We start from the raw sequence: 23,944 nt of genomic DNA on the forward strand, positions 1-23,944 counted from the left end.
CTTGCGTGCGGCCGCAGGATGATCGCCTGCGTGAAAGGGGTGGTGGGGCCGTCTGCGTCGATCGATGCGCGGGGAGGACGTGATCGACCAGGGCGCAGGGCTACGGTACGGATCCGCCGAGCCAGCGGTGCGCGGATCTGGCCCGTCGTTCGATTCAGCGGGTGTGAGCCGTGAAATCAATCCAGTTTCGAAGAACCTCGCCAAGGCCGTCGGTGCTCGGATCGTCGGTGGCCCAAGCGGTGTAGCCGTCGGGGCGGATGAGGACGGTGGAGGGCGTCGGGATGTCGCCGAGACCGGGAATGGTCCAGTTGGCGACGTGGCTTCGGGCGGAGACGACCTCGACAGAGCGGTTCCACTCGGTGTCCAGCGGCTGGGTTTCGGCGAGCCGGAGCAGGACGGGGCGGGCGGGGCGGAGGAGTTCGTGGACGCGGGTTGGGCCTGCGGCGGTGGTGACGTCCACGTCGGGCACGCGACGGCCGGCGAGCGGGTGGTCGCAGCCGGTGGCGTAGCGGATATCCAGGGCGGTGATCATCAGCCCGAGGCGGTAGCGAACCTCGTCGGCGGCGATGAGCTCGCCCACGATGTCGCGCAAGGCATCGGTGTGCGGGCCGGAGCGGGAGAGAGCGGTTTGGGCGCGGGTGTTGTGCAGCACGCGGGCGGCGACGGGATGACGTTCGGCCTGGTAGGTGTCGAGCAGGGAATCGGGTGCGTCGGCGCGTAGCACGGCGGCGAGTTTCCAGCCCAGGTTCACCGCGTCCTGGACACCGAGGTTCAGTCCCTGACCGCCCGCCGGATAGTGGATGTGCGCGGCGTCGCCCGCCAGGAACACGCGACCGGCGCGATAGCGGGCGGCCTGCCGCGCCGCGTCGCCGTAGTGCGACACCCAGCGGGGACTGTGCATGCCGAAATCTTCGCCCGTGATGTCGAGGAAGTTGGCCCGGAAGTCCGCGAAGGAGAGTTTCGCGCCGCGCTCGAGCACCCGGTCGTGCCGCTGGACGATGAGCCGGTACCAGCCCGGCTGGAGTTCGACGACCGAGTAGTCGCCCGCGCCGCGCCGCCGACCGAAGAAGGGCTCGGCGGGTGGCTCGGCCAATTCGACGTCGGCGAGCATGCCGGTCATCGTCGCGTGGGTGCCCGCGAATTCGATGCCTGCCAGCTTGCGCACCGCGCTGCGCCCGCCGTCGCAGCCGACGAGGTAGGCCGCGCGCATTCGACGGACGCCCTGCGCGCCGCCAATCTCGACTTCCACCCCGGAGTCGTCTCGGCGAAACCCGATCACCGGCGAATCCCACGCCACGGTGGCGCCGAGTTCTGCTGCGCGCCTTTCGAGTTCGCGCTCGATCAGCGACTGCGGCAGCACCAGGGTGAAGGGGTAGCGAGTCGCGAAATCGCTGAAATCCAACGGGATTCCGGCGAAGTGACCGGCCTGGAGCGGCCGCCCCTGCGTGAGCACACCGTCGAGCATGCCGCGCTGATCGAGGATTTCCATGGTCCTGGCGTGTATGCCGCCCGCCCGAGACTCCCCGGTCCGCGCGGGCAGCGCGTCGAGGAGCGCCACCTCCAGCCCGAGGATCCGCAGTTCACACGCCAGCATCAGGCCCGTCGGTCCGGCTCCGGCGATCACCACATCGAACAAATCCGGTCAGGTGAAGCTGGACCCCGAGGTGATCGCGGATGCCGCGCTGACCCTGCTCGACGAGGTCGGCCTCGACGGCCTGACCATGCGCAAGGTCGCGGCGGCGCTGAACGTGCAGGCGCCCGCGCTGTACTGGCACGTCGCGAACAAGCGCGAGTTACTGGACGTGATGGCGCGGGCGGTCTTCGTTTCCGCGGTGGCGGACGTCGAGGCGCCGCGGCGTGGCGAGGATTGGCGGGACTGGCTCGTCGCGCTCGCGGGTCGGCTGCGGCGCGCCATGCTCGGCTATCGCGACGGGGCGAAGGTGCTGGCGGGCACCTATATCAGCGACGAATCAATGTGGCGCACGGTGGAATTGACGCTGCGCACGCTGGAGGACGCGGGATTCTCGAAACGACGAGCCGCGCGGGTCTTTCCAATCCTGTTGCACTACACCGTCGGCTTCGTCATCGAAGAACAGGCGCGCACCGGCGGCGAATACGGCGACCGCGACCCCTACCGGCCCGAGCGGCTCGCCGACCTGGTCGACGCGGACCGTTTCCCGCTCACCGCTCAGCTGGTGACCGAGGTGTTCGCGGGCGACACCGACGCGGAGTTCGCCGATGGCCTGCGCGTCATCCTCGCGGGCATCCACGCCGTCGGTATCGAACCCGCCGACTGACCCCTGTCCCAGGCTCTTCCGTGCAGATGCTTCGCACAGGTTCACGGTCGTTCTACCGCTGCGAAGCGTGCTCGAGGTCTATGCGGACAGAGCGTGCGGGCGCCTGCGGGTTTCACGCGGATCAGTCGTGCGATTCACACGGTTCTACCCGCCGCGAAGCCTGTGGCAGGTCACGCGTGCGGATGGCGGCGAGCGAGGCGTGGGTCAGGACGCGGTCTCCAAGTCCGCCTTCAACCGCTCGAGCGTCCGCCGAATGTTCCCACGCTGGAACTCCGCGAACCCGGGCTTGCCGGTCGCGATCTTGTCGAACCAGAGCGTCGGCAGATCGGGCCAACCCCGTCGATCGTCGGTCCAGGTTTCGGTGATCAGCGTTCCCTCTGGCACCGCCTCGAAGCGGTACTCCCAGCTGGCGATGGCGACCGGGAGGACCGGTTTGCGCAGACCGTAGCGGCGGACCTTGAACGCGAAGCGGCTGCCGCGGTCGGCGGCGGTGACCTCGCAGCCGGTGGACCAGCGCACGCCGCGGCGGATGTTGGTGCCGACGAAGCGCATGCCGACGCGGGCGGGTGCGCCGGGTTCGGCGACGAGCGCGCCGGTGTTCTCCGGGCTCCAGCGGTGGATCTGGGTGACGTCGCTGACACGGTCGTATGCCGTCACCGGGTCGATCGCGACGACGATGCTGTCGGAGACTTGCTTTGTTCGCGGCACGGATCGACTGTAGCGGCGGCCCGGGAGCGCAGCGTGAGGTAGCGGAAAACGGCCAGGCAGAGCAGGATCCACAGCGCCCCGATGGACCAGCCGGCGAGCACGTCGGTGGGCCAGTGCACGCCGAGGTAGACCCGCGAGGCGCCGACGGCGGCGATGAACAGGACGGCGATCAGCGCCGCGCCAACTCTGGCCGCCGCGTGCGCCAGCATGGGGATGAGCACGATGGCCACGATCCCGACCACCACGAATGTGCCCGTGCTGTGGCCGGACGGATAGGACAGGCTGTTCTCCACGGCGAGGCGGTCGGCGACGGGCGGGCGTTCCCGGCCGACGAGTCTCTTCGCGATCGCGACGATGAGTGCGGCGCCGAGCCCGGTCACGGCGATGAGCACCGCGCGCAACCGGTCGCGCTCGCGCAGCAGCGCCGCGCAGACGATCACGGTGAGGATCGTCATGGACAACGTGTCACCGCAGTTGCTGACCATCTGCGCGGTCGGCGTGAGCACCCCATTGCGGTTGTCGACGGCCCACCCCGAGAGCTCCGGGTCCATCGTCGCGAGCCCGCTGCTGTCGAGCACGTTGCGGGTGAGCACGGTGATGAACGCCGCGAGCAGGACGCCGAGCGCGACGAGCGTCGGGATCGTTGGCAGCGTTCTGCGGAGATTCGAGGTCACTGCTCCTAGGTTGCCCGCTCGCGCTGAGAATTAACTGAAGAACGGCAGCCGCCCGCCGAACGGCCCGATTCGCCGAACGCTACGCTCGTGCCGTGCTGCTTTCCGATCGTGACCTCCGTGCGGAGATCGCCGCTGGGCGTCTCGGGGTCGAGCCGTTGCTGGAGAGCCTGATCCAGCCGTCGAGTATCGACGTTCGCCTGGACCGGATGTTCCGCGTCTTCGACAACACCCGCTACACCCACATCGATCCCGCGCAGCGCCAAGACGAGCTGACCAGCCTGGTCGAGCCCGCGTCCGGCGAACCGTTCGTGCTGCACCCCGGCGAGTTCGTGCTCGGCTCCACGCTGGAGGTGTGCACGCTGCCGGACGATCTGGCGGGACGACTGGAGGGCAAGTCGAGTCTCGGCCGCTTGGGCCTGCTCACGCATTCGACGGCGGGCTTCATCGATCCCGGCTTCAGCGGCCACATCACGCTGGAACTGTCGAACGTCGCGAACCTGCCGATCACGCTGTGGCCGGGCATGAAGATCGGCCAGCTGTGCCTGTTCCGTTTGACCAGCCCCGCGGAGCACCCGTACGGCAGCGCGGTCGCTGGTTCCAAGTACCAGGGCCAGCGCGGGCCGACTCCGTCGCGCTCCTACCTGAACTTCCCGCTGCCGACCGAGGTGGTCGACGCCACGGAATCGCGGTAGGTCGCGACCCACGACCGAATCCGCCCCGCCGACTGCCAACAAAGGAGGCGGATTCGGCCGCCGATCGGCGGCGAGGACCGACGACGCATTCAGTCCCCGCCGCCCGCTCCCACCGCCAGCGCCGTCGTGACGACGGTGGACAGCGGCGGAAGCGTGTCGCCGCGGCTCGGCGGGTTCACCCAGAAGCACCCTTCCCGGGTGAAGCGTCCGAGCCCCGTCGGCAACATCACTGCACTGCCGATGGCAGGTATTCCGATATCCAGACGGTTCAGCACCTCCAGCACCTGCGCGCCGGGACGGCTGTCCGGCTCGGCAAGGAAGCTCCATCGGATCTGCCTGGCCAGCATGGGACCCCTCGTCCCCTGCTGTTCCAGTGCCGCCCTGACCTTTTCGGCTCGGACGGTCGGCAGATGAACGACGCAGACTCGGCCGCTGATCGGCAGCATCACGAAACCGCCACGCTCGGTTACGGGTAGCCCGTACTCGTGCCGGTAGAACGCCACCCAATCCTCCACTGTTCTGAGTTTGTCCACGTTCACGGCCAACTCCTTGCCTCCTGCTACCAGGGTCGGGCCATCGACCGCGACTCGGCATCGCCCCCATGCCCGCCTTCTACTGCCAATCCGCTGCCCTTGACCGAGAGAACCTCGCCGACCTGGGCCGCCGAATCGCGCAGCGCCCATAGCAACTGCGAATTATGTGTGGCAGTCACCACTTCGCCCTCGTACCCTGGATGAAAGTTCGTGCGGAAGGGATGACACCGTGATCCGGCACTGGTCAGGGAGAGAGACCCGCGCCCTTCGCGATGCCAAGCGGATGAGTATCCGGGAATTCGCGGCGCATCTCGGCGTCCACGAACGCCTGGTGTCCAAGTGGGAGGCGGGGGGCAGCCGAGTCCATCCGCGTCCCGTCAACCAAGCCGCGCTCGATACATCCCTTGCCAGGTCCGACGAAGTTGTGCGGGCACGGTTCGCGGCGCTGATCGGCGAATCGCCGGTCGATGGATCTGCCGCCGGATTCGACGTGCGTTCCGCAGCGGGGGCGCGTACGAGTTATTCGAGCGACGCGGACCTTCTTGCTCTCATAGACGCCGGTGCGATGAGAGGTGATGCGTTAGCAGCGATTTCGGAGAGGGATCTGATCATGGCGGCTGCCCACGAGGCCAGCGAACACGCAGGCCGGGCCGAGAGCACCAATGTGGGTGCGTCCACGTTGGAACAGCTCGACGCCGATGTCACGCGCATCGCGAACGAGTACGTGCATATTCCGCCTGTTCCGATGATGGTGGAGATGCTTCGGGTACGGCGCCGGGTGTATCGACTGCTCGAGGGACATCAGCGCCCGGCCGACACCAGCCACCTCTACCTGCTCGCGGGTACGTTGTCCGGACTGCTCGCGAACGCGAGCACCGACCTCGGCTACTACGACGCGGCGGGCGAACAGGCAAGGGCGGCATGGGCCTACGCCGAGCTGTGCGGGCACAACGGACTGCGCGCCTGGACGCGCGGCATGCACGCGCTCATCGAGTACTGGTCGGAGCGTCCGCGCCGGGCCGTGCTGCTCGCGCAGAGCGGGCAGGACTTCGCCGATTCGGCGACCGCCAAGGTCCGGCTGCTCAATATCGAGGCGAGGATCTGGTCCAAGATCGGCAGCGCCGCCGACACCGACCGCTGCATCCGCGCCGCCGACGAGGCGCGCGAGGTGGCCGCCACCGACGACCTGCACGACGAGATCGGCGGCGTCTTCGGATTCCCCGACGCCAAGGCCCAGTACTACGCGGGCGCCACCTACATCCATCTCGGCCAGGCCGAGCCCGCGCTCACCGCGACCGAGCGCGCCATCGACCTCTACTCGAACGGTCCATCGGAGAAGCGCTCGTACGGCGCCGAGGCGCTGGCCCGGGTGGACAGCGCGGCCGCGCACCTGATCAACGGCAGCCTGGACGGCGCAGCCGAGGCACTGCACCCGGTGCTCGGACTGGCCGAGGACAAGCGCATCGCCCAACTCGAGGAGCGGCTCACCGGGGTGCGAAGACGGATCGCGCAGCCCGCGTTCCGCGACGCGTCCGAGGCCCGTCATCTGGACGAACGCATCGAGGAGTTCTGCGGCTCGACCGCGGCCAAGGGCATCCCACCTGGCAATTCCGCGACCTGACGCGGCCTGACTAGCGTTGCTCCGCCTTTGCTACGGTCGTTGCGGCGGTCGACATGCTTCGTCGGCAGCGCCGAATTTCCCCTTGCAGGGGGATGGCACCATGGGAAGGTGAGCCCGAGTCATCTCCCCCACCATCCGCCGCGCGTTCTGGAGCAGTCCACGAAGTTGCAGAACGTCGTCTACGAGATCCGTGGACCGGTACACGCGCACGCGGCACGGCTGGAGGCGGAGGGCCACCGCATCCTCAAGCTGAACATCGGCAATCCGGCGCCGTTCGGTTTCGAGGCGCCCGATGTGATCATGCGCGACATCATCGCCGCGCTGCCCTACGCCCAGGGTTACTCGGAATCCAAGGGCATCCTGTCGGCTCGGCGCGCCATCGTGACCCGCTACGAGCTGGTGCCCGGCTTCCCCGTACTGGACGTGGACGACGTCTACCTGGGCAACGGCGTCTCCGAGCTGATCACCATCACCATGCAGGCGCTGCTGGACAACGGCGACGAGGTGCTGATCCCGGCGCCGGACTACCCGCTGTGGACGGCGATGACGAGCCTGGCGGGCGGCACCCCGGTGCACTACCTGTGCGACGAGTCCAACGGCTGGCAGCCCGACGTCGCCGACATCGAGTCGAAGATCACCGACAAGACCAAGGCGCTGCTGGTGATCAACCCGAACAACCCGACCGGCGCGGTCTACTCGACCGAGGTGCTCCAGCAGCTTGTCGACCTGGCGCGCAAGCATCAGCTGCTGCTGCTCGCCGACGAGATCTACGACAAGATCCTCTACGACGACGCCAAGCACATCTCGCTGGCCAGCCTCGCGCCCGACCTGCTGTGCCTGACCTTCAACGGCCTGTCCAAGGCCTACCGGGTCGCCGGATACCGCTCGGGTTGGCTGGCCATCACCGGCCCGAAGGATCACGCCGCGGGGTTCCTGGAGGGCATCGACCTGCTCGCTTCCTCCCGGCTGTGCCCGAATGTGCCCGCGCAGCACGCGATTCAAGTCGCGCTCGGCGGGCACCAGAGCATCGAGGACCTGATCCTGCCCGGCGGGCGGCTGCTCGAGCAGCGCGACGTCGCGTGGGAGCGGCTGAACATGATTCCCGGTGTGTCGTGCGTCAAGCCGAAGGGCGCGCTCTACGCGTTCCCGCGGCTGGATCCGAATGTGTACGACATCCACGACGATTCGAAGCTGGTTCTCGATCTGTTGCTTCAGGAGAAGATCCTGATGGTGCAGGGCACCGGCTTCAATTGGCCGAACCACGATCATCTGCGGATCGTCACGCTGCCGTGGGCCCGCGACCTCGCGGTCGCGATCGAGCGATTCGGCAACTTCCTGGCGAGCTATCGACAGTGATCTGCGTCGCGGGTCTCCAGGGCCTAATCGCCCCGCTTCTGGGTCGAAAACATACCGAATGTATGGATAGAAGCGAGTTTTGAAGACCCGCTAGCGCAAAAGAGCAACTTTTGTGTACAGTGGCTCTTGGCACTTCGAGTGCCCGGTCGGGTTGCCTACCCCCCCTGGGCAACCTGGCCTCGGGTTCGGCCGCCTACCCCCCTGGGCCGCCGGCCTGCGGGCGGCGGAGACATCCCCCTGCTCTCCGCCGCCCCGTCCCGCCTCTCCGCGTATAAGGCCAGACTCGGGTGCGTGGTCGGCTTGCGTTGGCGGCTGGCGGTGGGTGGGCTGCTCAGTTGGCCCGTACCCGGTGAGTTACCCGGATCTTGCGAGATCAGTTGTTGCGTAGCGATGCCCGTGGTGTTCGGCCTGTTCTCGAGAACGACATCTCTGGCTTCGGCACCGCGCAGTTGTCTCGCGGAGTCGGCTCTTGCGAGACGGCCCTTCGGCGGTCAGGCCGGAATCCGGTCGGCGGCAAGGAAATCGTCGACGAAGCCCAGTGCTCGGTTTTCCAATCCCGCATAGTGGGCATCGCGGACCGCGCCGGTGAGGGCTTCGTCGAGCAGCAGGTTGCCCGCGGCGTCCAGGCGCTGCCGCTTCTCCTCCGCGCCGGGCAACAGTCCCACCGACGACTGTGTGAAACCGCAGTAGTAGGCGATGCCGTCGTTGAGTTGCGCGCTCAGCGCATCCTGCATGAATTCGACGAGTGCGTCGTCGTCTGCCACGCCCGCCAGCCCAAGCCACAGCATCCGCTTGCCGGCGAGCCTGGGTTTGCTACGGCCGTAGGCGAATCCGTAGTTCCACACCCGATCGATCCAGCCCTTCAGGATTGCGGGGACCTGCATCCAGTACACGGGGAACGCCGCGACGATCACGTCGGCGGCGAGGATGCGCCGCATATGGTTTTCGACTTCGGGGGAGTAGGCCTTCTCCCGGTTCCCCCATTCCGGGAGGTCGGCGGCCGTCATCCGGGGATCGAAGTTCTCGGCGTGCAGGTCGAGCAGGTCGATCCGGTAGCCGTCCGCGGTGAGCCGCCGGGTGGCCAGTTCGGCGATATGGGCGGTCAGCGAATCGGGCCGGGGGTGGGCGACGACGACCAGCGCGGTGCGCGCGGTCGCGGGGTCCACGGTCGGGTTGTGCGGCACGGGGCCTCCTCGGTGGGGTCCGGAGTCTCGGACGATCGGTTGTGCGGTCTGGGTCAATTTCACACCCCGGGGCGATGGACGATCTATGGGTAAAGGTCTACATCTGATAGGAGTTCGTCTACCCTCGATGGTGTGGACCCATTGAGCAAACTGCTGGGCGGTATCCGTGCCGAAGGAGCTGTGGTCACGACCGCGGTCTTGGAAGGACCGTGGAGCATCCGGTTCGCCGACGAGGCGCCGCTGACCATGGTCACCGTGCTGCGCGGTGGGGGAACGCTGCTGCTGCCTGGCGGTCTGGAGCGTCGGATCACGGCGGGGGACAGTGCGATCGTGCGCGGCCCGGAGGCATTCGTCCTCGTCGACCGCGCGGAGACGGTCACCTTGCCGCACGAGGAGTACGAGGTCGCCTGCTTCGCTCCGGACGCGAAATGCGATTCCGCGCTGGACGGCGGTCGCTGGGGCAACGACCCCACGGGTGAGACCGCTCTGATAGTCGGCGCCTATCGGGCGTCCGGCCGACGACACGAACGGCTGTTGCGCGCTCTGCCACCCGTCCTGGTAGTGACCGATGACGTTGACGTGTGCGAGTGGATGGAGTCGATCGCCGCGGATGCGGCCCGGCGTCCGGCCGGAGCGCAGGCGATGATGGACCGGCTGCTCGACTGGGCGCTGGTGTGCACGCTGCGCACCTGGTTCGAGGAGCTGGACGCCGACGCGCCGGGTTGGTATCGCGGGCCGTCCGATCCGGTGGTCGGACCGGCGTTGGCGGCCATGCACGGAAAGCCTGCCGCCGGTTGGACGGTCGCGTCGCTTGCCGCTGAGGCGGGCGTATCGCGGGCGCTGTTCGCACGGCGGTTCTCCGAGGTCATGGGGCAGTCGCCCCTGGCGTATCTCACCGGATGCCGGATGGATGAGGCGGAGGAGTTACTGGCCGACCGGAGTCTCACCGTGGCGCAGGTGGCGAAGGCCGTCGGTTATGCGGACGCTTTCGGTTTCAGTGCGGCGTTCAAACGACACCGGGGTGTCCGCCCCAGCGATTTCCGCGCCATCGCTGATCTCGGAGCGTGAACAGGTGCTCGGTCGTGTCCCGGTGGTGGTTGGGAGCCTGATCTTGAAAACGACATCCTTTAAGCTCGGCACCGCGCAGTTGCCTCGGGGGAGTCAGCTCTTGCCGTCCGGCATGAGCATCCGGGGCCACGACGGACAGGGAGTTCGGTGACCGATCACCATCACCACCACCACGATCATTCCGGCCCGATCGCGATCGGCGATACCGCCGCGCGCGTCGTGGTCGGGCTGCTCGCCGTCATCGGCGCGCTCACCGTCATCGCCACGATCTGGTTGTGGCCAAGCCGTCAGCACGTCGAGATTCCGCTGCCGATGCAGAACGCGGGCGGCGGCGCGGTGGTGACCGAGGCGGGCACGGTCGTCGCGCAGGATGTGGGGCCGTGCGGCAGTCCGTCGATCGGCAAGGTGTTCGCCGACAAGCCCGAGCCGCCGCGCACCAACGCCTACACCTGCCAGCGCAGCCTGATCACCATCGACTCCGGTCCGCACGAGGGCAACAAGACGCTGCTGGAAATCGCGCCGGGCCCGGGGCAACCCGATCTGCGCGCCGGTGACGAGATCCGGGTCGTCCGGCAGACCGATCCGACGGGCACCCCGCTGTACTCCTTCGAGGACTATTCGCGCGGGCTGCCGCTGACGCTGATCGCGCTCGCCTTCGTGGTGGTGATCATCGTGGTGGCGCGCTGGCGCGGCGTGCGTGCGCTGATCGGTCTGGTGTTCGCGTTCGCGGTGCTGGTGATGTTCCTGCTGCCCGCGCTGCTGGACGGCAAGCCGGCGATTCCGGTCGCGTTGACGGCCGGGTCGCTGATCCTCTACGCCGTGCTGTATCTCGCGCACGGCGTCAATCTGCGCACCAGTTCCGCGTTGCTCGGCACGCTGTCGGCGATGCTGCTCGCCGCGGGGTTGTCCTGGCTGGCGATCGAGATGACTCATCTCACCGGTCTGTCCGAGGAACAGAACACCAACGTCGCCACCTATATCGAGCACGTCAGCATCACCGGCCTGCTGCTCGCGGGCTTCATCATCGGCTCGCTCGGTGTGCTCAACGACGTCACCATCACCCAGGCCTCGGCCGCCTTCGAGCTCGCCGCGCTGGACGAATCCGCTTCGCGCCGCGAGGTTTACACTGCCGCCATGCGGGTCGGCCGAGACCACATCGCCAGCACCGTCTACACCCTGGTGCTCGCCTACGCCGGCGGTGCGCTGCCGCTGCTACTGCTGTTCAGCGTCGCGGGCCGCTCCATCCGCGACGTGCTCGCAGGCGACGCGGTCGCCATCGAGATCGCGCGCTCCTCGGTCGGCGGTATCGCGCTGGCCCTTTCTGTGCCGCTGACCACCGGCATCGCGGCGCTGCTCGCGCGTCCGTTCGGACACAACAAGAAGGTGTCCGCACCCGCCCCGCGGCACGGGCGGCATTCGCGGGTGTGAGCGGTGTGCGCTCGCGCTGTGGCGTGGGCGACAGGTCGTATTCTCGGCCCGCGGAGGTCGATGCCAGCCACGCTCGGGACGGCTTACCGCGCTGGGGGAGTGCGGCTCCCGTATGACTCGAGGTGGCATTGTCCGGTGGCGGCGGGCGGGGTCGCGTGTCGCCATCACTGTTGACGTGCGGCGCGTGCCTGCCCTGTCACGGAGGCCGACGCCTGTGCCACGCTCGGAATGTCCTGCCGCACTAGAGGAGCAGGAGTGCGGATCCAGTATGCGGGGTCCGGTGGCGGCGGGAGATGGCGGCGCACGGCGGTCCGACCTCGGCGGCGAACGCCTCGGTGGCGGTGGCGCATGTCGTCCGACCTGCGGCGGGAGTGCGGATGGCTCGCGTCGCGGGGAGTTCTCAGGGTGAGAAGCTGACCCGAGATGGCGGTCCCGCACGGCGACAGGGCGGCCGTGCGCGGTGGTGTGGTCGACGGCGGCGACGGCTCATGCAAGCGATCTGGCGCACGGGTGGTAAGGGCGCGGGGAGCTCAGCGCGGTGGCGACGGGCGCACGATGGTTCGCACTCAGGCGGGATTGCCTCGGCGGGGCGGTGCATGTCGTCCGACCTGCGGTGGGAGTGGCGAGGACCTGGCGAGTCGGCAGGTGAGGCTGACCGGCGATGATTGCGGTCCCCGCGCGCGGCGACGGAGCGGCGGCGCACTGGGGTGTGGTCTGGGTCGGCGATGGCTCATGCCACCGACGCGGTGCACGGGCGCGCGGGGTTCAGCGCGGGGGCGGTGGTGGCGGGAAGGGGAAGACTTCGGGCGGGATGGTCGGGACCACGATCGGCGGGAGGCCGGGGACGACGAAGGTGTTCGGGCCCTGGGTGGGCGGTGGGGTCGTGGTGGTCTGGCGGCGCGGGGGCGGGGCGGCGATCGATTCCTCGGTCTCCGTCGTGGTGGCCGGTGCGACCGCGATCTGCGGATCGAGGGTGGTTGTGCGCGGCACGCCGCTCGGCGAGACCGACGTCGAGCCCTCGCTGCTCTGCGAATCCCGTTCCAGCACTTGGGGTCCGTAGCCCAGGCCGAGTCCGATCGCGGCGACGACGGCCAACGCGCTGACGGTCAGCACGGCGCCGTTCAGTTCGCGCTTCTCGCGGCGGCGCGGGTTGGCGGCGAGCCAGTCGTCGGCGAGACCGTCGATATCGTCGATGTCGTCCGGCTGCGGCCTGCCTTTCGGGCGCTTCGGGCGGCGCTTGGGCGGCGCCGACAACCAGGCCGGCGAGAGATCCTCGTCGTGGAAGCCGCCCACGGGCGCTTGGCTCGCGGCGGGAGCGGGCTGACCGACCGGGGCCGCGGGACGGACCGGTCTCGCGAGCAGCGCAGCGCCGCGCGCGACCACCGTCTCCGGGCTTTCCGGCACTATGACCGGCACGCCCATCCACCGCTCCAGCACCTTGCCGATCAGCGGAATCCTGGCGCAACCGCCGATCGCGAGCACACCGTGCACCGGACGATCGGAGCGCACGATCACATCCCGCGCCATCCGCGCCGACGACTCGATGGCCAGCATGATCAGCGATTCGAAGTTCTCCTGCGCGAGCAGCACCAGACCCTGCTCGCTTGGCAGCGCGACCGCCGTGTTGCTGGACAGCTGCTCCTTGGCCTCCCGGCACAGCGCGTCCAGAGCGGCGAGCCCGGCTGGGTCCTGCGGGTGCGCGATGCGGCCCGAGGCGATCTGCTGTTCGCGGATCAGCGAATCCAGGTAGTCGCCGCTGATGTCGCTGGTGCGCTCGCTGTGCCTGACCTCCCTGGTCTGGGTGTCGACCACGCTCACCGAGAGCCCGGTGCTGCCGAGGTCGTAGACCACCAGCGAGGAGATGCCCCGGATATCGCCGGTGGCCTGGGCGAATTCGAGCGCGGCGAAGACCTCGGGCACCAGTTCGTAGTTGGTGATCTGCTGGCGCGCCATGGCGGCGCGGACGGCCCTCGCCTGCTGTTCGCTGCGATAGGCGAACGCGGTCGCGCCGATCTGATGGGTCGCCAGCGTGACGCCGACCGCCTCGGCGGCGAGTTCTTCGGCGCGATGCTGGGTTACCGGAATGGTTTGCAGGTCGAAGGCGTCGGGCGTGACGTGGCCGGGGGGATTGCCGGCGTGTGGTCGCGCCATACGGACAGCGCCGGCCCCCACCGAAACTCCCAGTACCGAACTCATCAGCTGCCCATCTCGTTTCACGCTTCACGACAAAGCGAGTTCGCGTCGCCAAGGACGCGACCCGCTCCCGGGACCCTACCGGCGGCGCTCAGTCGCACACGAGGCAGGCAGGATCGGGAAATCCGGCGCGGCCTCGCCAGGCAACTTTACGGTGTGCCGAGTCCGGCGTACACCCATCCCGCCTCTCTCCAGGTGGCACGATTGAGACAGTTACGACCGTCGATGATCGACCTGCCGCGCACCACCCGATCCAGATCTCGCGGACGCAGCGCCGTGAACTCGTCCCACTCGGTGAGCACGAGGACCACGTCGGCGCGGTCGCAGGCCTCGGCCACCGAGGTCGCGTAATTCAAGGTGGGGAAGACCCGGCGCGAATTCTCCAGTGCCTTCGGGTCGTACACGGTCACCACCGCGCCGTGCAATTGGATCATGCCCGCGACGTTGAGCGCGGGGGAGTCGCGCACGTCGTCGGACTCCGGTTTGAAAGCCGCGCCCAGCACGGCCACGTTCGCGCCGAGCAGCGAACCGCCGCAAGCCTTTGCGGCCATGTCCACCACTTTGGTGCGACGGCGCATGTTGATGTTGTCGACCTCGCGCAGGAACGCGACGGCGTGGTCCGCGCCCAGCTCACCGGAGCGCGCCATGAAGGCTCGAATGTCCTTGGGCAGACAACCGCCGCCGAAACCCAAGCCCGCGTTGAGAAATCGGCGGCCGATGCGCGCGTCGTAACCGAGCGCGTCGGCGAGCACGGTGACGTCGGCGCCGGTCGCCTCGCAGACTTCCGAGACCGCGTTGATGAACGAGATCTTCGTCGCCAGAAAGGCATTCGCGGAGACCTTCACCAATTCCGCGGTGGCCAAATCGGTCAGCAGAAAGGGGACCTCCGCCGCGATGAGATCGGCGTAGATCTCGCGCACCAGGTCTTCGACCCAGGCGGCGTTGTTTCTGGCGTGGTCGACGCCGAGCACCAGGCGGTCGGGGCGCAGCGTGTCCTGCACGGCGAAACCCTCACGCAGGAACTCCGGATTCCACGCCACTTCGACGTCGGTGCTCGCCAGCTCCCTGGCCCGCGCGCCGAGCGCGGCGGCCGTGCCGACCGGAACGGTCGACTTGCCGATCAGCACCGATGGCCGCTCCAGCATCGGCGCGAGCGTATCCACCACGGCGTGCACGTATTTCAGGTCGGCGGCGTACTCGCCCTTCTTCTGCGGCGTGCCGACGCCGAGGAAGTGCACGTCGGCGTGCGCGGCGGCCTCCGGATACGACGTGGTGAACCTGAGTCGGCCCGCGTCGAGATTCCGGCGCAGCACCTCCTCGAGGCCGGGCTCGTAGAACGGCACCACGCCGTCGGACAGCTTCGCCACCTTGCCCGGATCGACGTCCACCCCGATCACGTCGTGCCCGAGTTCGGCCATGCAGGCGGCGTGCGTGGCCCCCAGGTACCCGGTTCCGAAGACTGTGCATCGCATGATCGATTGGTAAGCCCCCACGATGGCCGCGCCACGTCAGCGAGGCAAGGGTCACGGCAACAGCAGGTGTACAGGTGGAAACAGCCCCTGTTCGACGGCGGTGACCTGCGGTGATGCGGTGCCGATACGATCGGGGGCGTGCGACGACGTTCGGTGACCCGTGCCGTGATCGGCCTCGTCGCGCTGCTCGTCGTCGCTGTCGTCGCGCTCTGGCCGGTCTATGTCCGGCCGCGCACCGACCCGCCCGCGGCGGCCGACGCGATCCTGGTGCTCGGCGGCGCGCACGACGGCCGCGAGCAACTCGGTCTGCGCTTGGCCGCAGCGGGTTACGCGCCACGGGTGCTCTTCTCCGACCCCTACGAGTACAGCGCCCGGATGAACCGCATCTGTCACGGCGGTTACCGCTTCGACGTCATCTGCTTCGACCCGTCCCCGCGCACCACCCGCGGCGAGGGACGCGAACTCGCTCGCCGGGCACGCGCCGAAGGATGGCGCCGCGTCGTCGTCGTCACCTTCACCCCGCACATCTCCCGCGCCCGGTACATCCTCGAAAAGTGTTGGGACGGAGAGCTTCTCTTCGTCGATCCTGAGCCGGATCTCTCGGTGCTCCGATGGGCGTACGACTACGTCTACCAGTCGGCGGGATACGCGAAGGCGTTCTTCGAGGACTGCTGACCGGTCACCGAACCCGGACCGTACGGCCCGGTCATCGAAGTCGGCCACCCTCTTTCCTGATTCGCTGGCAGGGAGGGCGGATCATCGGTTGGATAAGTCGCATGAGTGAGAATACCGGCGAGTATTCGACCACCATGCCGAGAGACGTCGCGGAGGCCGCTCGCGCCCGCAGCGGGCCATCCAGATTCTCCAGCGATGTGGCCGCAGCGGTGGCAAGGCAGATCGAGCGGGACAACCTGAACGAGATCGTCGCCGTCGCCGAGGAGGAGCACGGGCCCGTCACGGAGGAAGAGGTGCAGGCCCTGCGTGATCAGCTCGATCAAGTGCGGGCACCGCAACGTGCGACGGACGGGGTATGAGGGGCCACCCTCCTCGGTCGCGCGGGTCTGCACGGCCACGAGCACGCGATCGACGCCATACTCTGCGCTACTGCGCTCGCCGCACCAGGACCCACGACGATCCTCACGTCCGATCCGGAGGACCTCACCGCCTTGTGCGGGGCGAAGGTCGCGGTCGTGAAAGTGTAAATTGGGCAAGGGGTTTCGTTGCGGCTCGTCCCACGGTAGCGCGACCGAGCTGATTTCGATCAGTTCCGCGAGACGCGTCAGGGGAGGGTATGGGATACCACCGGAACGGTTTGCGGGTCGCGTTGGCGGCGTTGATGAGTGCCGCGGCGAACGACCCTATCCTCAACGCCGAGAACTGCGCGGCGCAAACATTTTCGCCTCCACAGGCAACGGCATCCCCGGCATCTACGACCTGCCCGGCGGAAAGTTCCGCCTCGAGCCGCCGGAAGAGACGCCCCAGGTCGTCGCCATCGGTAGCGTCATCGAGGCGGGCGTCAACTGGTCCACCCGCAACCTCAACAACCGCCTCAACCAACTCGGCATCCCCGCCACCTTCGTCTACCGCGAGACCGGCACCCATTCCTGGGGCTACTGGCAGGACGACCTCGAGTCCTCCTGGCCGACCCTCGCCAAGGGCCTCGGCCTCTACGGCGCGCCATAGTCCGCTACGGCGCACCGAGGCACCGCGGGGAGGCCAGGCGTCTCTCCCGCCGCCCAAACTGCGGGCGGGTGGCTTCAGTTTGATTTCCGGCGAGCGCGGGGCTTACATTGGGGGCATGTTGGCCGGTGGCCAATAGTGGTGCACCGTGGCATACCCCCGCCGGGAGGACAGATGGATTACGACTGGTCAGCGGCCGATCTGGCCTTTCGGGACGAGGTGCGGGGCTTTCTCGACGCGAAGCTGACGCCGGAGTTGCGGCGGGCGGGGCGGCTGGCGACGAGCGTGTATCCGGACCACGAGGCCAGCATGGAGTGGCAGCGGATTCTGCACGAGCGCGGGTGGGCTGCGCCGCACTGGCCGGTGGAGCACGGCGGCTGCGACTGGAGCCTGACCCAGCACTACATCTTCAGCAGGGAGTCGACGCTCGCCGGCGCGCCGACGCTGTCTCCGATGGGCATCCGGATGGTCGCGCCCGCCATCATCGCGTTCGGCACGCCGGAGCAGAAGGCCTTCTACCTGCCGCGCATCCTGACCGGCGAGATCTTTTTCTGCCAGGGTTATTCGGAACCGGAAGCGGGCTCGGACCTGGCCTCGCTCAGCATGGCGGCGATCGATGACGGCGAGGATTTCGTCTGCACCGGAAGCAAGATCTGGACCACGCACGCCACCGAGGCCAACTGGATCTTCTGTCTCGTGCGCACCTCGCGCACGGGCAAGAAGCAGCAGGGCATCACCTTCCTGCTCATCGACATGAACACCCCCGGCATCGAGATCCGGCCGCTGGTGATGACCTCTGGCGAGCAGGTGCAGAACCAGGTGTTCTTCGACAACGTCCGGGTGCCGAAGAGCAACGTGCTCGGCCGCATCGACGACGGCTGGACGGTGGCGAAGTACCTGCTCGTGCACGAGCGCGGTGGCGCGGCGGCGCCGATGTTGCAGGTCATGGGTCAGGAACTGGCCGAGGCGGCGGCGCGGCAGCCTGGCCCGGACGGCAATCCGCTCATCGACAACCCCGCTTTCGCGCTGCGCTTGGCCGACGCGAGGATTCGCACCGATGTGCTGGAAGTGCTGGAGTACCGGACGATTTCGGCGATGGCGCAGGGCAAGGATCCGGGTCCGGCCTCCTCGATGCTGAAAATCCTTGCGACCGAGCTGAGTCAGCAACTGACGGAACTCGCGTTGGATGCCGCGGGCACGGTCGGGCGCGTCTATCAGCCGCATGCCACCGCGCCGGGCGGGCCGATCGCCGAATTCACGCCGCCCGCAGACGGTTACCACAGCGGCGCCGACTGGCAGGCCGTCGCGCCGCTGCGCTACTTCAACGACCGCGCCGGATCGATCTACGCCGGTAGCAACGAGATTCAGCGAAACATCCTCGCCAAAGCAGCATTGGGGCTCTGATGGACTTCACACTCACCGAGGAGCAGCAGCTGCTGCGCGACGCGGTCGCCGGATTTCTCGGCGTCCGCTACGACTTGGAGAAGAGCAGGGCAGCAGCCAAATCCGCGCAGGGATGGCAGCCCGCCGTCTGGCGCGGATTCGCCGAGGAACTCGGTATTCTCGGCGCGACGCTGCCCGAGCGGGTCGATGGAATGGGCGGCGGCGCAGCCGAATTGATGGTCATCGCCGAGGAATTGGGACGTGCGCTGGTCGTCGAGCCGTTCGTCGACACCGTTGTGATCGGCGCCGGCCTGCTGGAGCGATCCGGCGGAGCGCGGGCGGACGAAGTGTTGCGCGGGATCGTCGCTGGCGATGTTCGGACCGCGTTCGCGTCGCTGGAGCCGACTTCCGGTCCGACGCTGCACGACGTCGGCACCGTCGCGCGCCGAGACGGCGACTCGTGGGTGCTCGTCGGAGCCAAATGCGTGGTGACCAGCGCGCCGCTCGCGACGCACCTGCTCGTCTCCGCGCGCACCGCGGGTGATCGGCGCGATCGAGCCGGAATCTCCTTGTTCCTCACCGAATTCGACGCGGCGAATCCGCCCGCCGGGGTCGAGGTGCACTCCTACCGCACCATCGACGACCGAGTCGGCGCCGATCTCACCTTCACCGAATTCCGGCTCCCCGCCGACGCACTGCTCGGAACCGAAGGCACGGCGTGGGACGCGATCGAACCCACCGTGGACGTCGCGATCGCCGCGATCTGCGCCGAGGCGGTCGGCTGTATGCGCAAAGTGCTTGCCGACACCGTCGAATACGCCAAGCAGCGCCAGCAATTCGGCGTTCCGATCGGCAGTTTCCAGGCTCTGCAACACCGCATGGTCGATATGTACATGGAACTGGAGCAGGCCATCGCCGCGGCCCACCTCGCCGCCCACGCCCTCTCCGCCGCCCCGTCCGACCGCGCCCGCGCCCTCTCCGCCGCCAAGGTCACCATCGGCCGCGCGGCCCGCTTCATCGGCCAGAACGCCGTCCAACTGCACGGCGCCATGGGCATGACCGAGGAACTCGCCGTCGGCCACTACTTCAAACGCCTCACCGCCCTGGAACGCGAATTCGGCACCACCGACGACCACCGCGCCCGCTACGCGCGGTTGACCAGGCCGTCAGCGCTATCCGAGTGACATCAGAACTAGTTCTGACATACTTGTCGCATGGGTGCGACAGCTACATGGTCAGAGTTCCTACGTGACCCGAATCGGGTCATCGAGGCGATGGAGGAGAACGGGGATGTGACCCTCGTTCGTCGCTCCGCGCCGCCCGTGCGGCTGTCGGATGCGGCCGAGGCCGCCGCGACCCAGGAGACGCTCGGCGCACTGACCCAACTGCTCGCCTTGGCGCTGGACGACGAGCTGCTCGAGCGGCTCGTCGACCGGCTTACGATCGCGTTTCCGTGGATCGAGTTGTTGCCCGAGGACCAGCGGCCGGAGTTCGTGGCTGACTTCCTGAACAACGCCCGCGGCGGCCTCTCGGTCGGCCGCCTCTCCGGCCTCACCGCGACACTCGCCGCATGGCGCGACACCGCCGCCGCCTACGCGGACCCCCGCATCCGCGTCGACGCCTCCGACCTCGACTACCTCGACGAACCGGTCCCGGTTCCGAACCCCGAGGGTGACGAGTGAGCAAGCGACGGGATGTCACGAGGCCGCTGAAACGCACCGAATACGAGATCGTCTTCATCACCAGCGAAGCGCAGAAAGGCTGGACCGACTGCCTCGCCGCGGCGCGTAACGCGATGGTCGACGCCTGGGACCTGCTGACCCGCGAACCCGAGGTCCGCTCGGCACGGCTGTATCCGCTGAAGGGCGAGCTTCGCTACGGCAGCTACCAAGGCCAGACCTACGAGCGCTACCAGTACAAGTTCAGCGACGGCGGACGACTCTGGTATTTCGTCGAGCACGCTCCGAAAGGCAGCCGAACCGCGGGCCGCGTACTGCTCGAACGTTGTCTCCCCGGGCATCCCAAGGAGACGGAGTAGAGCGCGGGATCGGGAGCCGCAAAAGCACTCGGCCCGGGTTCGGAGGGAACCCGGGCCGAGTGCTGTGTTCAGTTGGGGGCCGTGTCAGTTCTTGCGGCCCGGAGCCTTCGCGCCCGACTTGAAGCCGAGGCCGCCCGGCTTGGCGGTCGGGGGTGCGACGGCGGAGCCGTTGCCGGAGGTGCCGTTGGTGGGCTGTTCCGGTGCGGGCTGCGGGGCTTCGGCGGCCGGGGCCGGGTCAGTGGAAACCGGTTCGGCGGCAGCCGGCTCGGCGGGGGCCGGGGTCGCGGCGGCGCCGGGAGCCTTGGGCCCGGGGCGCTTGAAGCCGGACTTCATGGCGAGACCCTTGGCGGGAACGGTCGGCTTGGTTTCGGTAGGAGCCGGAGCCGAGGCCGGTGCCGAAGCCGATTCCGCCGCAGAGCTTTCCGCGGCCGGTTCGGCGGCAGCCGGAGCAGCGGCCTTGGCGCCGGGCGCCTTCGCGGCACCCTTCATCGCCAGACCCTTACCGCCGGGCGCCTTGGCCGCACCCTTCATCCCCAGACCTTTGACGGGCGGACCCGCGGGCGCTTCCGCGGCGGGAGCTTCAGCGGCTTCGGCAGCCGGAGCCGCCGCCTTCGCACCCGGCGCCTTGGCGGCGCCCTTCATACCCAGACCCTTGCCCGGCGCCTTGGCCGGACCCTTCATGGCCAGGCCCTTGACGGGCGCGGCGGGAGCGGCCGAAGCCTCGGCAGTCGAAGCCTCCGCGGCCGGAGCCGCTTCCGCCTTCGCGCCGGGCGCCTTGGCGGCACCCTTCATACCGAGTCCCTTGCCTGGAGCCTTGGCCGGACCCTTCATGGCCAGACCCTTGGCGGGCGCGGCTGCTTCCGCGGCCGGAGCCGCTTCCGCCTTCGCACCGGGCGCCTTCGCCGCGCCCTTCATGCCCAGACCACCGGGCGCCTTGGCCGGACCCTTCATGGCCAAGCCACCACCGGTCGGCGCCGCCTTGGCGGCCGCAGGCGCCTCGGTCGCCACGGCGACGGGCTCCGGTTCCGGCTCGGGCTCCGGTTCGGCCTTGGGCTCCTGGATGACGGTCAGGTTCTCGGTCAGCGTTGCGGGCTCGACGCGCTCGATGGCGTCCAGCATCAGCTGGGCCACGTCGACGACCTCGACGCCTTCGCCTTCGCCCTTCTCCTGACGCGCGGTGACACCGTCGTTGAGCATCACGCGGCAGAACGGGCAACCGGTCGCGATCTTCCCCGGCGCGGAGCCGTTCGACGACGCCAGGGTCGACAGACCCTCGTCGACGCGGTCGATGTTGATGCGCTTGCCGAGCTGCTCTTCCATCCACATGCGCGCACCACCGGCGCCACAGCACATGGACCGCTCGCCGTGCCGCGGCATCTCCACCAGGGTGGAGCCCGAAGCTTCCATCAGCTCACGCGGCGCGTTGTAGACCTTGTTGTGACGGCCCAGGTAGCAGGGGTCGTGGTAGGTCACGTTCTGCGTCACCGAGGCGACCGGGATCAGCTTCTTCTGCCGCACGAGGCGGTTCAGCAGCTGCGTGTGGTGCACGACCTCGTAGGTGCCGCCGACCTGCGGGTACTCGTTGTTCAGCGCGTTGAAGCAGTGCGCACAGGTGACGACGATCTTCTTCTTACGATCCTCGACGCCCTCGAACACCGAGTTCAGCAGCTCGATGTTCTGCTGCGCCAGCTGCTGGAACAGGAACTCGTTGCCCGCGCGACGGGCCGAGTCACCGGTGCAGGTCTCCTCCTGGCCGAGCACCATGAACTTCACGCCGGCGGTGGCGAGCAGCTCGGCGACGGCCTTGGTGGTCTTCTTGGCGCGGTCCTCGTAGGCGCCCGCGCAACCGACCCAGAACAGGTATTCGTAGCCGTCGAAGCTGTCCGCGTCCTTGCCGAAGACCGGGATCTGGAAGTCGACCTCGTTGATCCAGTTCAGGCGGTCCTTGGCGTTCTGGCCCCAGGGGTTGCCCTTGTTCTCCAGGTTCTTGAACAGACCCGCCAGCTCGGAGGGGAACTCCGACTCGATTAGCACCTGGTAGCGGCGCATGTCGATGATGTGGTCGACGTGCTCGATGTCCACCGGGCACTGCTCGACGCACGCGCCACAGGTGGTGCAGCTCCACAGCACCTCGGGATCGATGATGCCGTTGACGTCCTCGCCGCCGACCAGCGGACGCTCCGCCTCGGCCTTGGCCGCTTCCGAGATCTTGGCCAGCGCGGCCTCGTTCGGCTTGCCTTCGGCGTCGACGAGGCCGACCTCGTCGCCGCCCATGTCCTTGCGGCCACCGGCCAGCAGGTACGGCGCCTTGGCGTAGGTGTGGTCGCGCAGCGACATGATCAGCAGCTTCGGCGACAGCGGCTTACCGGTGTTCCACGCGGGACACTGCGACTGGCAGCGACCACATTCGGTGCAGGTGGTGAAGTCGAGAATGCCCTTCCAAGAGAAGTCCTCGATCCGGCCTGCGCCGAGGGTGTCGTTGTCCGGGTCGACGTTCTCCATGTCGAGCGCCTTGCCGCCCGACATCATCGGCTTGGCCGCGCCGAGGGCGACGCCGCCGTCGTCCTCGCGCTTGAAGTAGATGTTCGGGAAAGCCGAGAAGCGGTGCCAGGCCACGCCCCACGTGACGTTACGGCCGACCAGGTAGAGGAAGGCCATACCCGACATCAGCTTGATGAACGCGAAGATCGACACCATGACCGGGCTCGCGGGCAGCAGCTTGGCGACCTGCATGGTGAAGAAGTCGGTCGCGGGGTTGGAGTGGTGGTAGGTCGCGATCTTGCCGGCCTTCACGAAGACCATGCCGAGGCCCTCGAGGAGAACGATCGCCTCGATGACGTAGGCCGGTGCGAACTTCGAGCCGCTGAAGCGGGACAGCCGCTCGGGCAGGCGCGGGTGGTTCAGCTGCCGGATGACGATCAGCGCGCCGATGCCGACCACGGTGCCGATGCCGAGGATCTCGTCCCAGAGGTGGTAGATCGCCGTGTCGCCGATGATCGGCCAGTGGAACGCCGGGTCGAAGGTCTGACCGTATGCCTCGAACCACAGCATGGCGCCGCCGAGGAAGCCGATCATCACGAGCCAGTGCGCCCAGCCGACGGTGCGGAACTTGTTCATCCGCGTATGCGCGAGGAACTCGACAAGCATCTGCTTGAAGCGCGGGAAGAACGGACGCCACCGATCCGGTGCGCCCTGTCCGACCATGATGGTGCGAGCGATGTTCCTGACGCCGCCGAAGAACGACGCCCAGCACAGGAGGCTGAGCGTCGCCCCAATCGTGCCCAGCGTCACTGTCAGGGCATTCATGTCGCGACCTTTCTTTGAGGCAACACGAGCGTTCTGGTGCGGCAGGCCTGCCACACCGGTTGGCTCGTATCGTAACCGCCAGTAAGTTACCCGCCGGTAACTTCTGGTGTCTATCGTACGATCGGCATTTGAGGGCTAGCCCTGCTTGCTGGGGCTTGACCTAAAATTTACCTGTGATCAATCTCACATAGAATCTTCCGGGTTCGTCGTGAGATCGGCCGGTAACCACCGTAAACGCCGAGCAAGTCGTCCTATTCGGTAAGGACAGGCTTACTCGGCGGATTTTGTTATCGATCTCGCTTCTGGGCGCT

The 23,944-nt window shown here is 68.0% G+C and carries 21 protein-coding genes; 13 read left to right on the top strand and 8 right to left on the bottom strand.

What is annotated here, in order from left to right; all coding sequences use genetic code 11:
• Nucleotides 1-154 precede the first annotated feature (154 nt).
• A complete protein-coding gene (locus NAM01S_RS18955) occupies nucleotides 155-1,627 on the bottom strand; it encodes an FAD-dependent monooxygenase (RefSeq protein WP_084483068.1) in 1,473 nt (490 codons plus the stop codon).
• A 19-nt stretch (nucleotides 1,628-1,646) separates the two neighbouring features.
• Between NAM01S_RS18955 and NAM01S_RS18960 the strand changes: the two genes are divergently transcribed.
• Complete coding sequence (locus NAM01S_RS18960; RefSeq protein WP_067787114.1) at nucleotides 1,647-2,297, top strand: TetR/AcrR family transcriptional regulator C-terminal domain-containing protein; 651 nt, start codon at nucleotides 1,647-1,649, stop codon at nucleotides 2,295-2,297.
• Nucleotides 2,298-2,501: 204 nt separating this feature from the next.
• Here NAM01S_RS18960 and NAM01S_RS18965 read toward each other — a convergent pair whose 3' ends face one another.
• Both NAM01S_RS18965 and NAM01S_RS18970 read right to left on the bottom strand, forming a co-directional pair.
• A complete protein-coding gene (locus NAM01S_RS18965) occupies nucleotides 2,502-3,005 on the bottom strand; it encodes an SRPBCC family protein (RefSeq protein WP_067787116.1) in 504 nt (167 codons plus the stop codon).
• A complete protein-coding gene (locus tag NAM01S_RS18970) occupies nucleotides 2,951-3,679 on the bottom strand; it encodes a phosphatase PAP2 family protein (RefSeq protein ID WP_067787118.1) in 729 nt (242 codons plus the stop codon). Before NAM01S_RS18970 ends, NAM01S_RS18965 begins: the two co-directional genes overlap by 55 nt.
• 92 nt (nucleotides 3,680-3,771) lie before the next feature.
• Here NAM01S_RS18970 and dcd point away from each other — a divergent pair, with 92 nt between their 5' ends.
• On the top strand, nucleotides 3,772-4,371 hold the full coding sequence (gene dcd, locus NAM01S_RS18975) for a dCTP deaminase (protein WP_067787120.1): 600 nt from the start codon (nucleotides 3,772-3,774) through the stop codon (nucleotides 4,369-4,371).
• Nucleotides 4,372-4,460: 89 nt separating this feature from the next.
• On the opposite strand, the gene NAM01S_RS18980 is transcribed toward dcd, so the two are convergent.
• Complete coding sequence (locus NAM01S_RS18980; RefSeq protein ID WP_067787164.1) at nucleotides 4,461-4,910, bottom strand: hypothetical protein; 450 nt, start codon at nucleotides 4,908-4,910, stop codon at nucleotides 4,461-4,463.
• A gap of 277 nt (nucleotides 4,911-5,187) precedes the next feature.
• Between NAM01S_RS18980 and NAM01S_RS18985 the strand changes: the two genes are divergently transcribed.
• The gene (locus NAM01S_RS18985) at nucleotides 5,188-6,525 is read left to right on the top strand and encodes a helix-turn-helix domain-containing protein (protein WP_084483069.1); all 1,338 of its coding nucleotides are present in this window, start codon (nucleotides 5,188-5,190) and stop codon (nucleotides 6,523-6,525) included.
• 108 nt (nucleotides 6,526-6,633) lie between these two features.
• A complete protein-coding gene (locus NAM01S_RS18990) occupies nucleotides 6,634-7,881 on the top strand; it encodes a pyridoxal phosphate-dependent aminotransferase (RefSeq protein WP_067787124.1) in 1,248 nt (415 codons plus the stop codon).
• A 491-nt stretch (nucleotides 7,882-8,372) separates the two neighbouring features.
• On the opposite strand, the gene NAM01S_RS18995 is transcribed toward NAM01S_RS18990, so the two are convergent.
• The gene (locus NAM01S_RS18995; protein WP_157107798.1) at nucleotides 8,373-9,065 is read right to left on the bottom strand and encodes an NAD(P)H oxidoreductase; all 693 of its coding nucleotides are present in this window, start codon (nucleotides 9,063-9,065) and stop codon (nucleotides 8,373-8,375) included.
• A 132-nt stretch (nucleotides 9,066-9,197) separates the two neighbouring features.
• Here NAM01S_RS18995 and NAM01S_RS19000 point away from each other — a divergent pair, with 132 nt between their 5' ends.
• Complete coding sequence (locus tag NAM01S_RS19000; RefSeq protein WP_067787125.1) at nucleotides 9,198-10,133, top strand: AraC family transcriptional regulator; 936 nt, start codon at nucleotides 9,198-9,200, stop codon at nucleotides 10,131-10,133.
• Nucleotides 10,134-10,280: 147 nt separating this feature from the next.
• Nucleotides 10,281-11,561 (top strand): YibE/F family protein, encoded by a 1,281-nt coding sequence (locus NAM01S_RS19005; RefSeq protein WP_067787126.1) that lies wholly within the window; start codon nucleotides 10,281-10,283, stop codon nucleotides 11,559-11,561.
• A gap of 765 nt (nucleotides 11,562-12,326) precedes the next feature.
• Here NAM01S_RS19005 and NAM01S_RS19010 read toward each other — a convergent pair.
• Nucleotides 12,327-13,757 (bottom strand): DUF7159 family protein, encoded by a 1,431-nt coding sequence (locus NAM01S_RS19010; RefSeq protein ID WP_483869974.1) that lies wholly within the window; start codon nucleotides 13,755-13,757, stop codon nucleotides 12,327-12,329.
• Nucleotides 13,758-13,903: 146 nt separating this feature from the next.
• Complete coding sequence (locus tag NAM01S_RS19015) at nucleotides 13,904-15,226, bottom strand: UDP-glucose dehydrogenase family protein (RefSeq protein WP_067787129.1); 1,323 nt, start codon at nucleotides 15,224-15,226, stop codon at nucleotides 13,904-13,906.
• A 138-nt stretch (nucleotides 15,227-15,364) separates the two neighbouring features.
• On the opposite strand from NAM01S_RS19015, the gene NAM01S_RS19020 reads away from it, so the two are divergent.
• The 7 genes from NAM01S_RS19020 (at nucleotide 15,365) to NAM01S_RS19050 (ending at nucleotide 20,327) form a co-directional block, all read left to right on the top strand.
• A complete protein-coding gene (locus tag NAM01S_RS19020) occupies nucleotides 15,365-15,901 on the top strand; it encodes a YdcF family protein (protein ID WP_067787132.1) in 537 nt (178 codons plus the stop codon).
• 101 nt (nucleotides 15,902-16,002) lie between these two features.
• A complete protein-coding gene (locus NAM01S_RS19025; RefSeq protein ID WP_067787134.1) occupies nucleotides 16,003-16,260 on the top strand; it encodes a CopG family transcriptional regulator in 258 nt (85 codons plus the stop codon).
• Between the two features lie 169 nt (nucleotides 16,261-16,429).
• On the top strand, nucleotides 16,430-16,909 hold the full coding sequence (locus tag NAM01S_RS35975) for a hypothetical protein (RefSeq protein WP_067787136.1): 480 nt from the start codon (nucleotides 16,430-16,432) through the stop codon (nucleotides 16,907-16,909).
• Nucleotides 16,910-17,080: 171 nt separating this feature from the next.
• On the top strand, nucleotides 17,081-18,310 hold the full coding sequence (locus NAM01S_RS19035; RefSeq protein WP_067787139.1) for an acyl-CoA dehydrogenase family protein: 1,230 nt from the start codon (nucleotides 17,081-17,083) through the stop codon (nucleotides 18,308-18,310).
• Complete coding sequence (locus NAM01S_RS19040) at nucleotides 18,310-19,473, top strand: acyl-CoA dehydrogenase family protein (protein WP_067787140.1); 1,164 nt, start codon at nucleotides 18,310-18,312, stop codon at nucleotides 19,471-19,473. The genes NAM01S_RS19035 and NAM01S_RS19040 overlap by 1 nt, the downstream gene beginning before the upstream one ends.
• A 30-nt stretch (nucleotides 19,474-19,503) precedes the next feature.
• Nucleotides 19,504-19,971: a hypothetical protein gene (locus tag NAM01S_RS19045; protein ID WP_067787142.1), complete on the top strand. Its 468-nt coding sequence runs from the start codon at nucleotides 19,504-19,506 to the stop codon at nucleotides 19,969-19,971.
• Nucleotides 19,968-20,327, top strand: a complete 360-nt coding sequence (locus NAM01S_RS19050; protein ID WP_067787144.1) for a hypothetical protein — start codon at nucleotides 19,968-19,970, stop codon at nucleotides 20,325-20,327. The genes NAM01S_RS19045 and NAM01S_RS19050 overlap by 4 nt, the downstream gene beginning before the upstream one ends.
• Before the next feature lie 84 nt (nucleotides 20,328-20,411).
• Here the strand turns inward: NAM01S_RS19050 and NAM01S_RS19055 are convergent, their stop codons facing one another.
• Nucleotides 20,412-23,633 carry a (Fe-S)-binding protein gene (locus NAM01S_RS19055; protein WP_067787146.1) on the bottom strand — a complete coding sequence of 1,074 codons (3,222 nt, stop codon included), beginning with the start codon at nucleotides 23,631-23,633 and terminating at the stop codon, nucleotides 20,412-20,414.
• Nucleotides 23,634-23,944 lie beyond the last annotated feature (311 nt).

The organism is Nocardia amikacinitolerans NBRC 108937, from assembly GCF_001612615.1.
Classification (GTDB): Bacteria; Actinomycetota; Actinomycetes; order Mycobacteriales; family Mycobacteriaceae; genus Nocardia; species Nocardia amikacinitolerans.

Coding starts and splice junctions, on each gene's coding strand:
- NAM01S_RS18985 (WP_084483069.1), top strand. CDS start 5,188: ATGAGTATCCGGGAATTCGCGGCGCATCTCGGCGTCCACGAACGCCTG.
- NAM01S_RS19015 (WP_067787129.1), bottom strand. CDS start 15,226: ATGCGATGCACAGTCTTCGGAACCGGGTACCTGGGGGCCACGCACGCC.
- NAM01S_RS19025 (WP_067787134.1), top strand. CDS start 16,003: ATGAGTGAGAATACCGGCGAGTATTCGACCACCATGCCGAGAGACGTC.
- NAM01S_RS19010 (WP_483869974.1), bottom strand. CDS start 13,757: ATGAGTTCGGTACTGGGAGTTTCGGTGGGGGCCGGCGCTGTCCGTATG.
- NAM01S_RS19055 (WP_067787146.1), bottom strand. CDS start 23,633: ATGAATGCCCTGACAGTGACGCTGGGCACGATTGGGGCGACGCTCAGC.
- NAM01S_RS19040 (WP_067787140.1), top strand. CDS start 18,310: ATGGACTTCACACTCACCGAGGAGCAGCAGCTGCTGCGCGACGCGGTC.
- NAM01S_RS19035 (WP_067787139.1), top strand. CDS start 17,081: ATGGATTACGACTGGTCAGCGGCCGATCTGGCCTTTCGGGACGAGGTG.
- NAM01S_RS19045 (WP_067787142.1), top strand. CDS start 19,504: ATGGGTGCGACAGCTACATGGTCAGAGTTCCTACGTGACCCGAATCGG.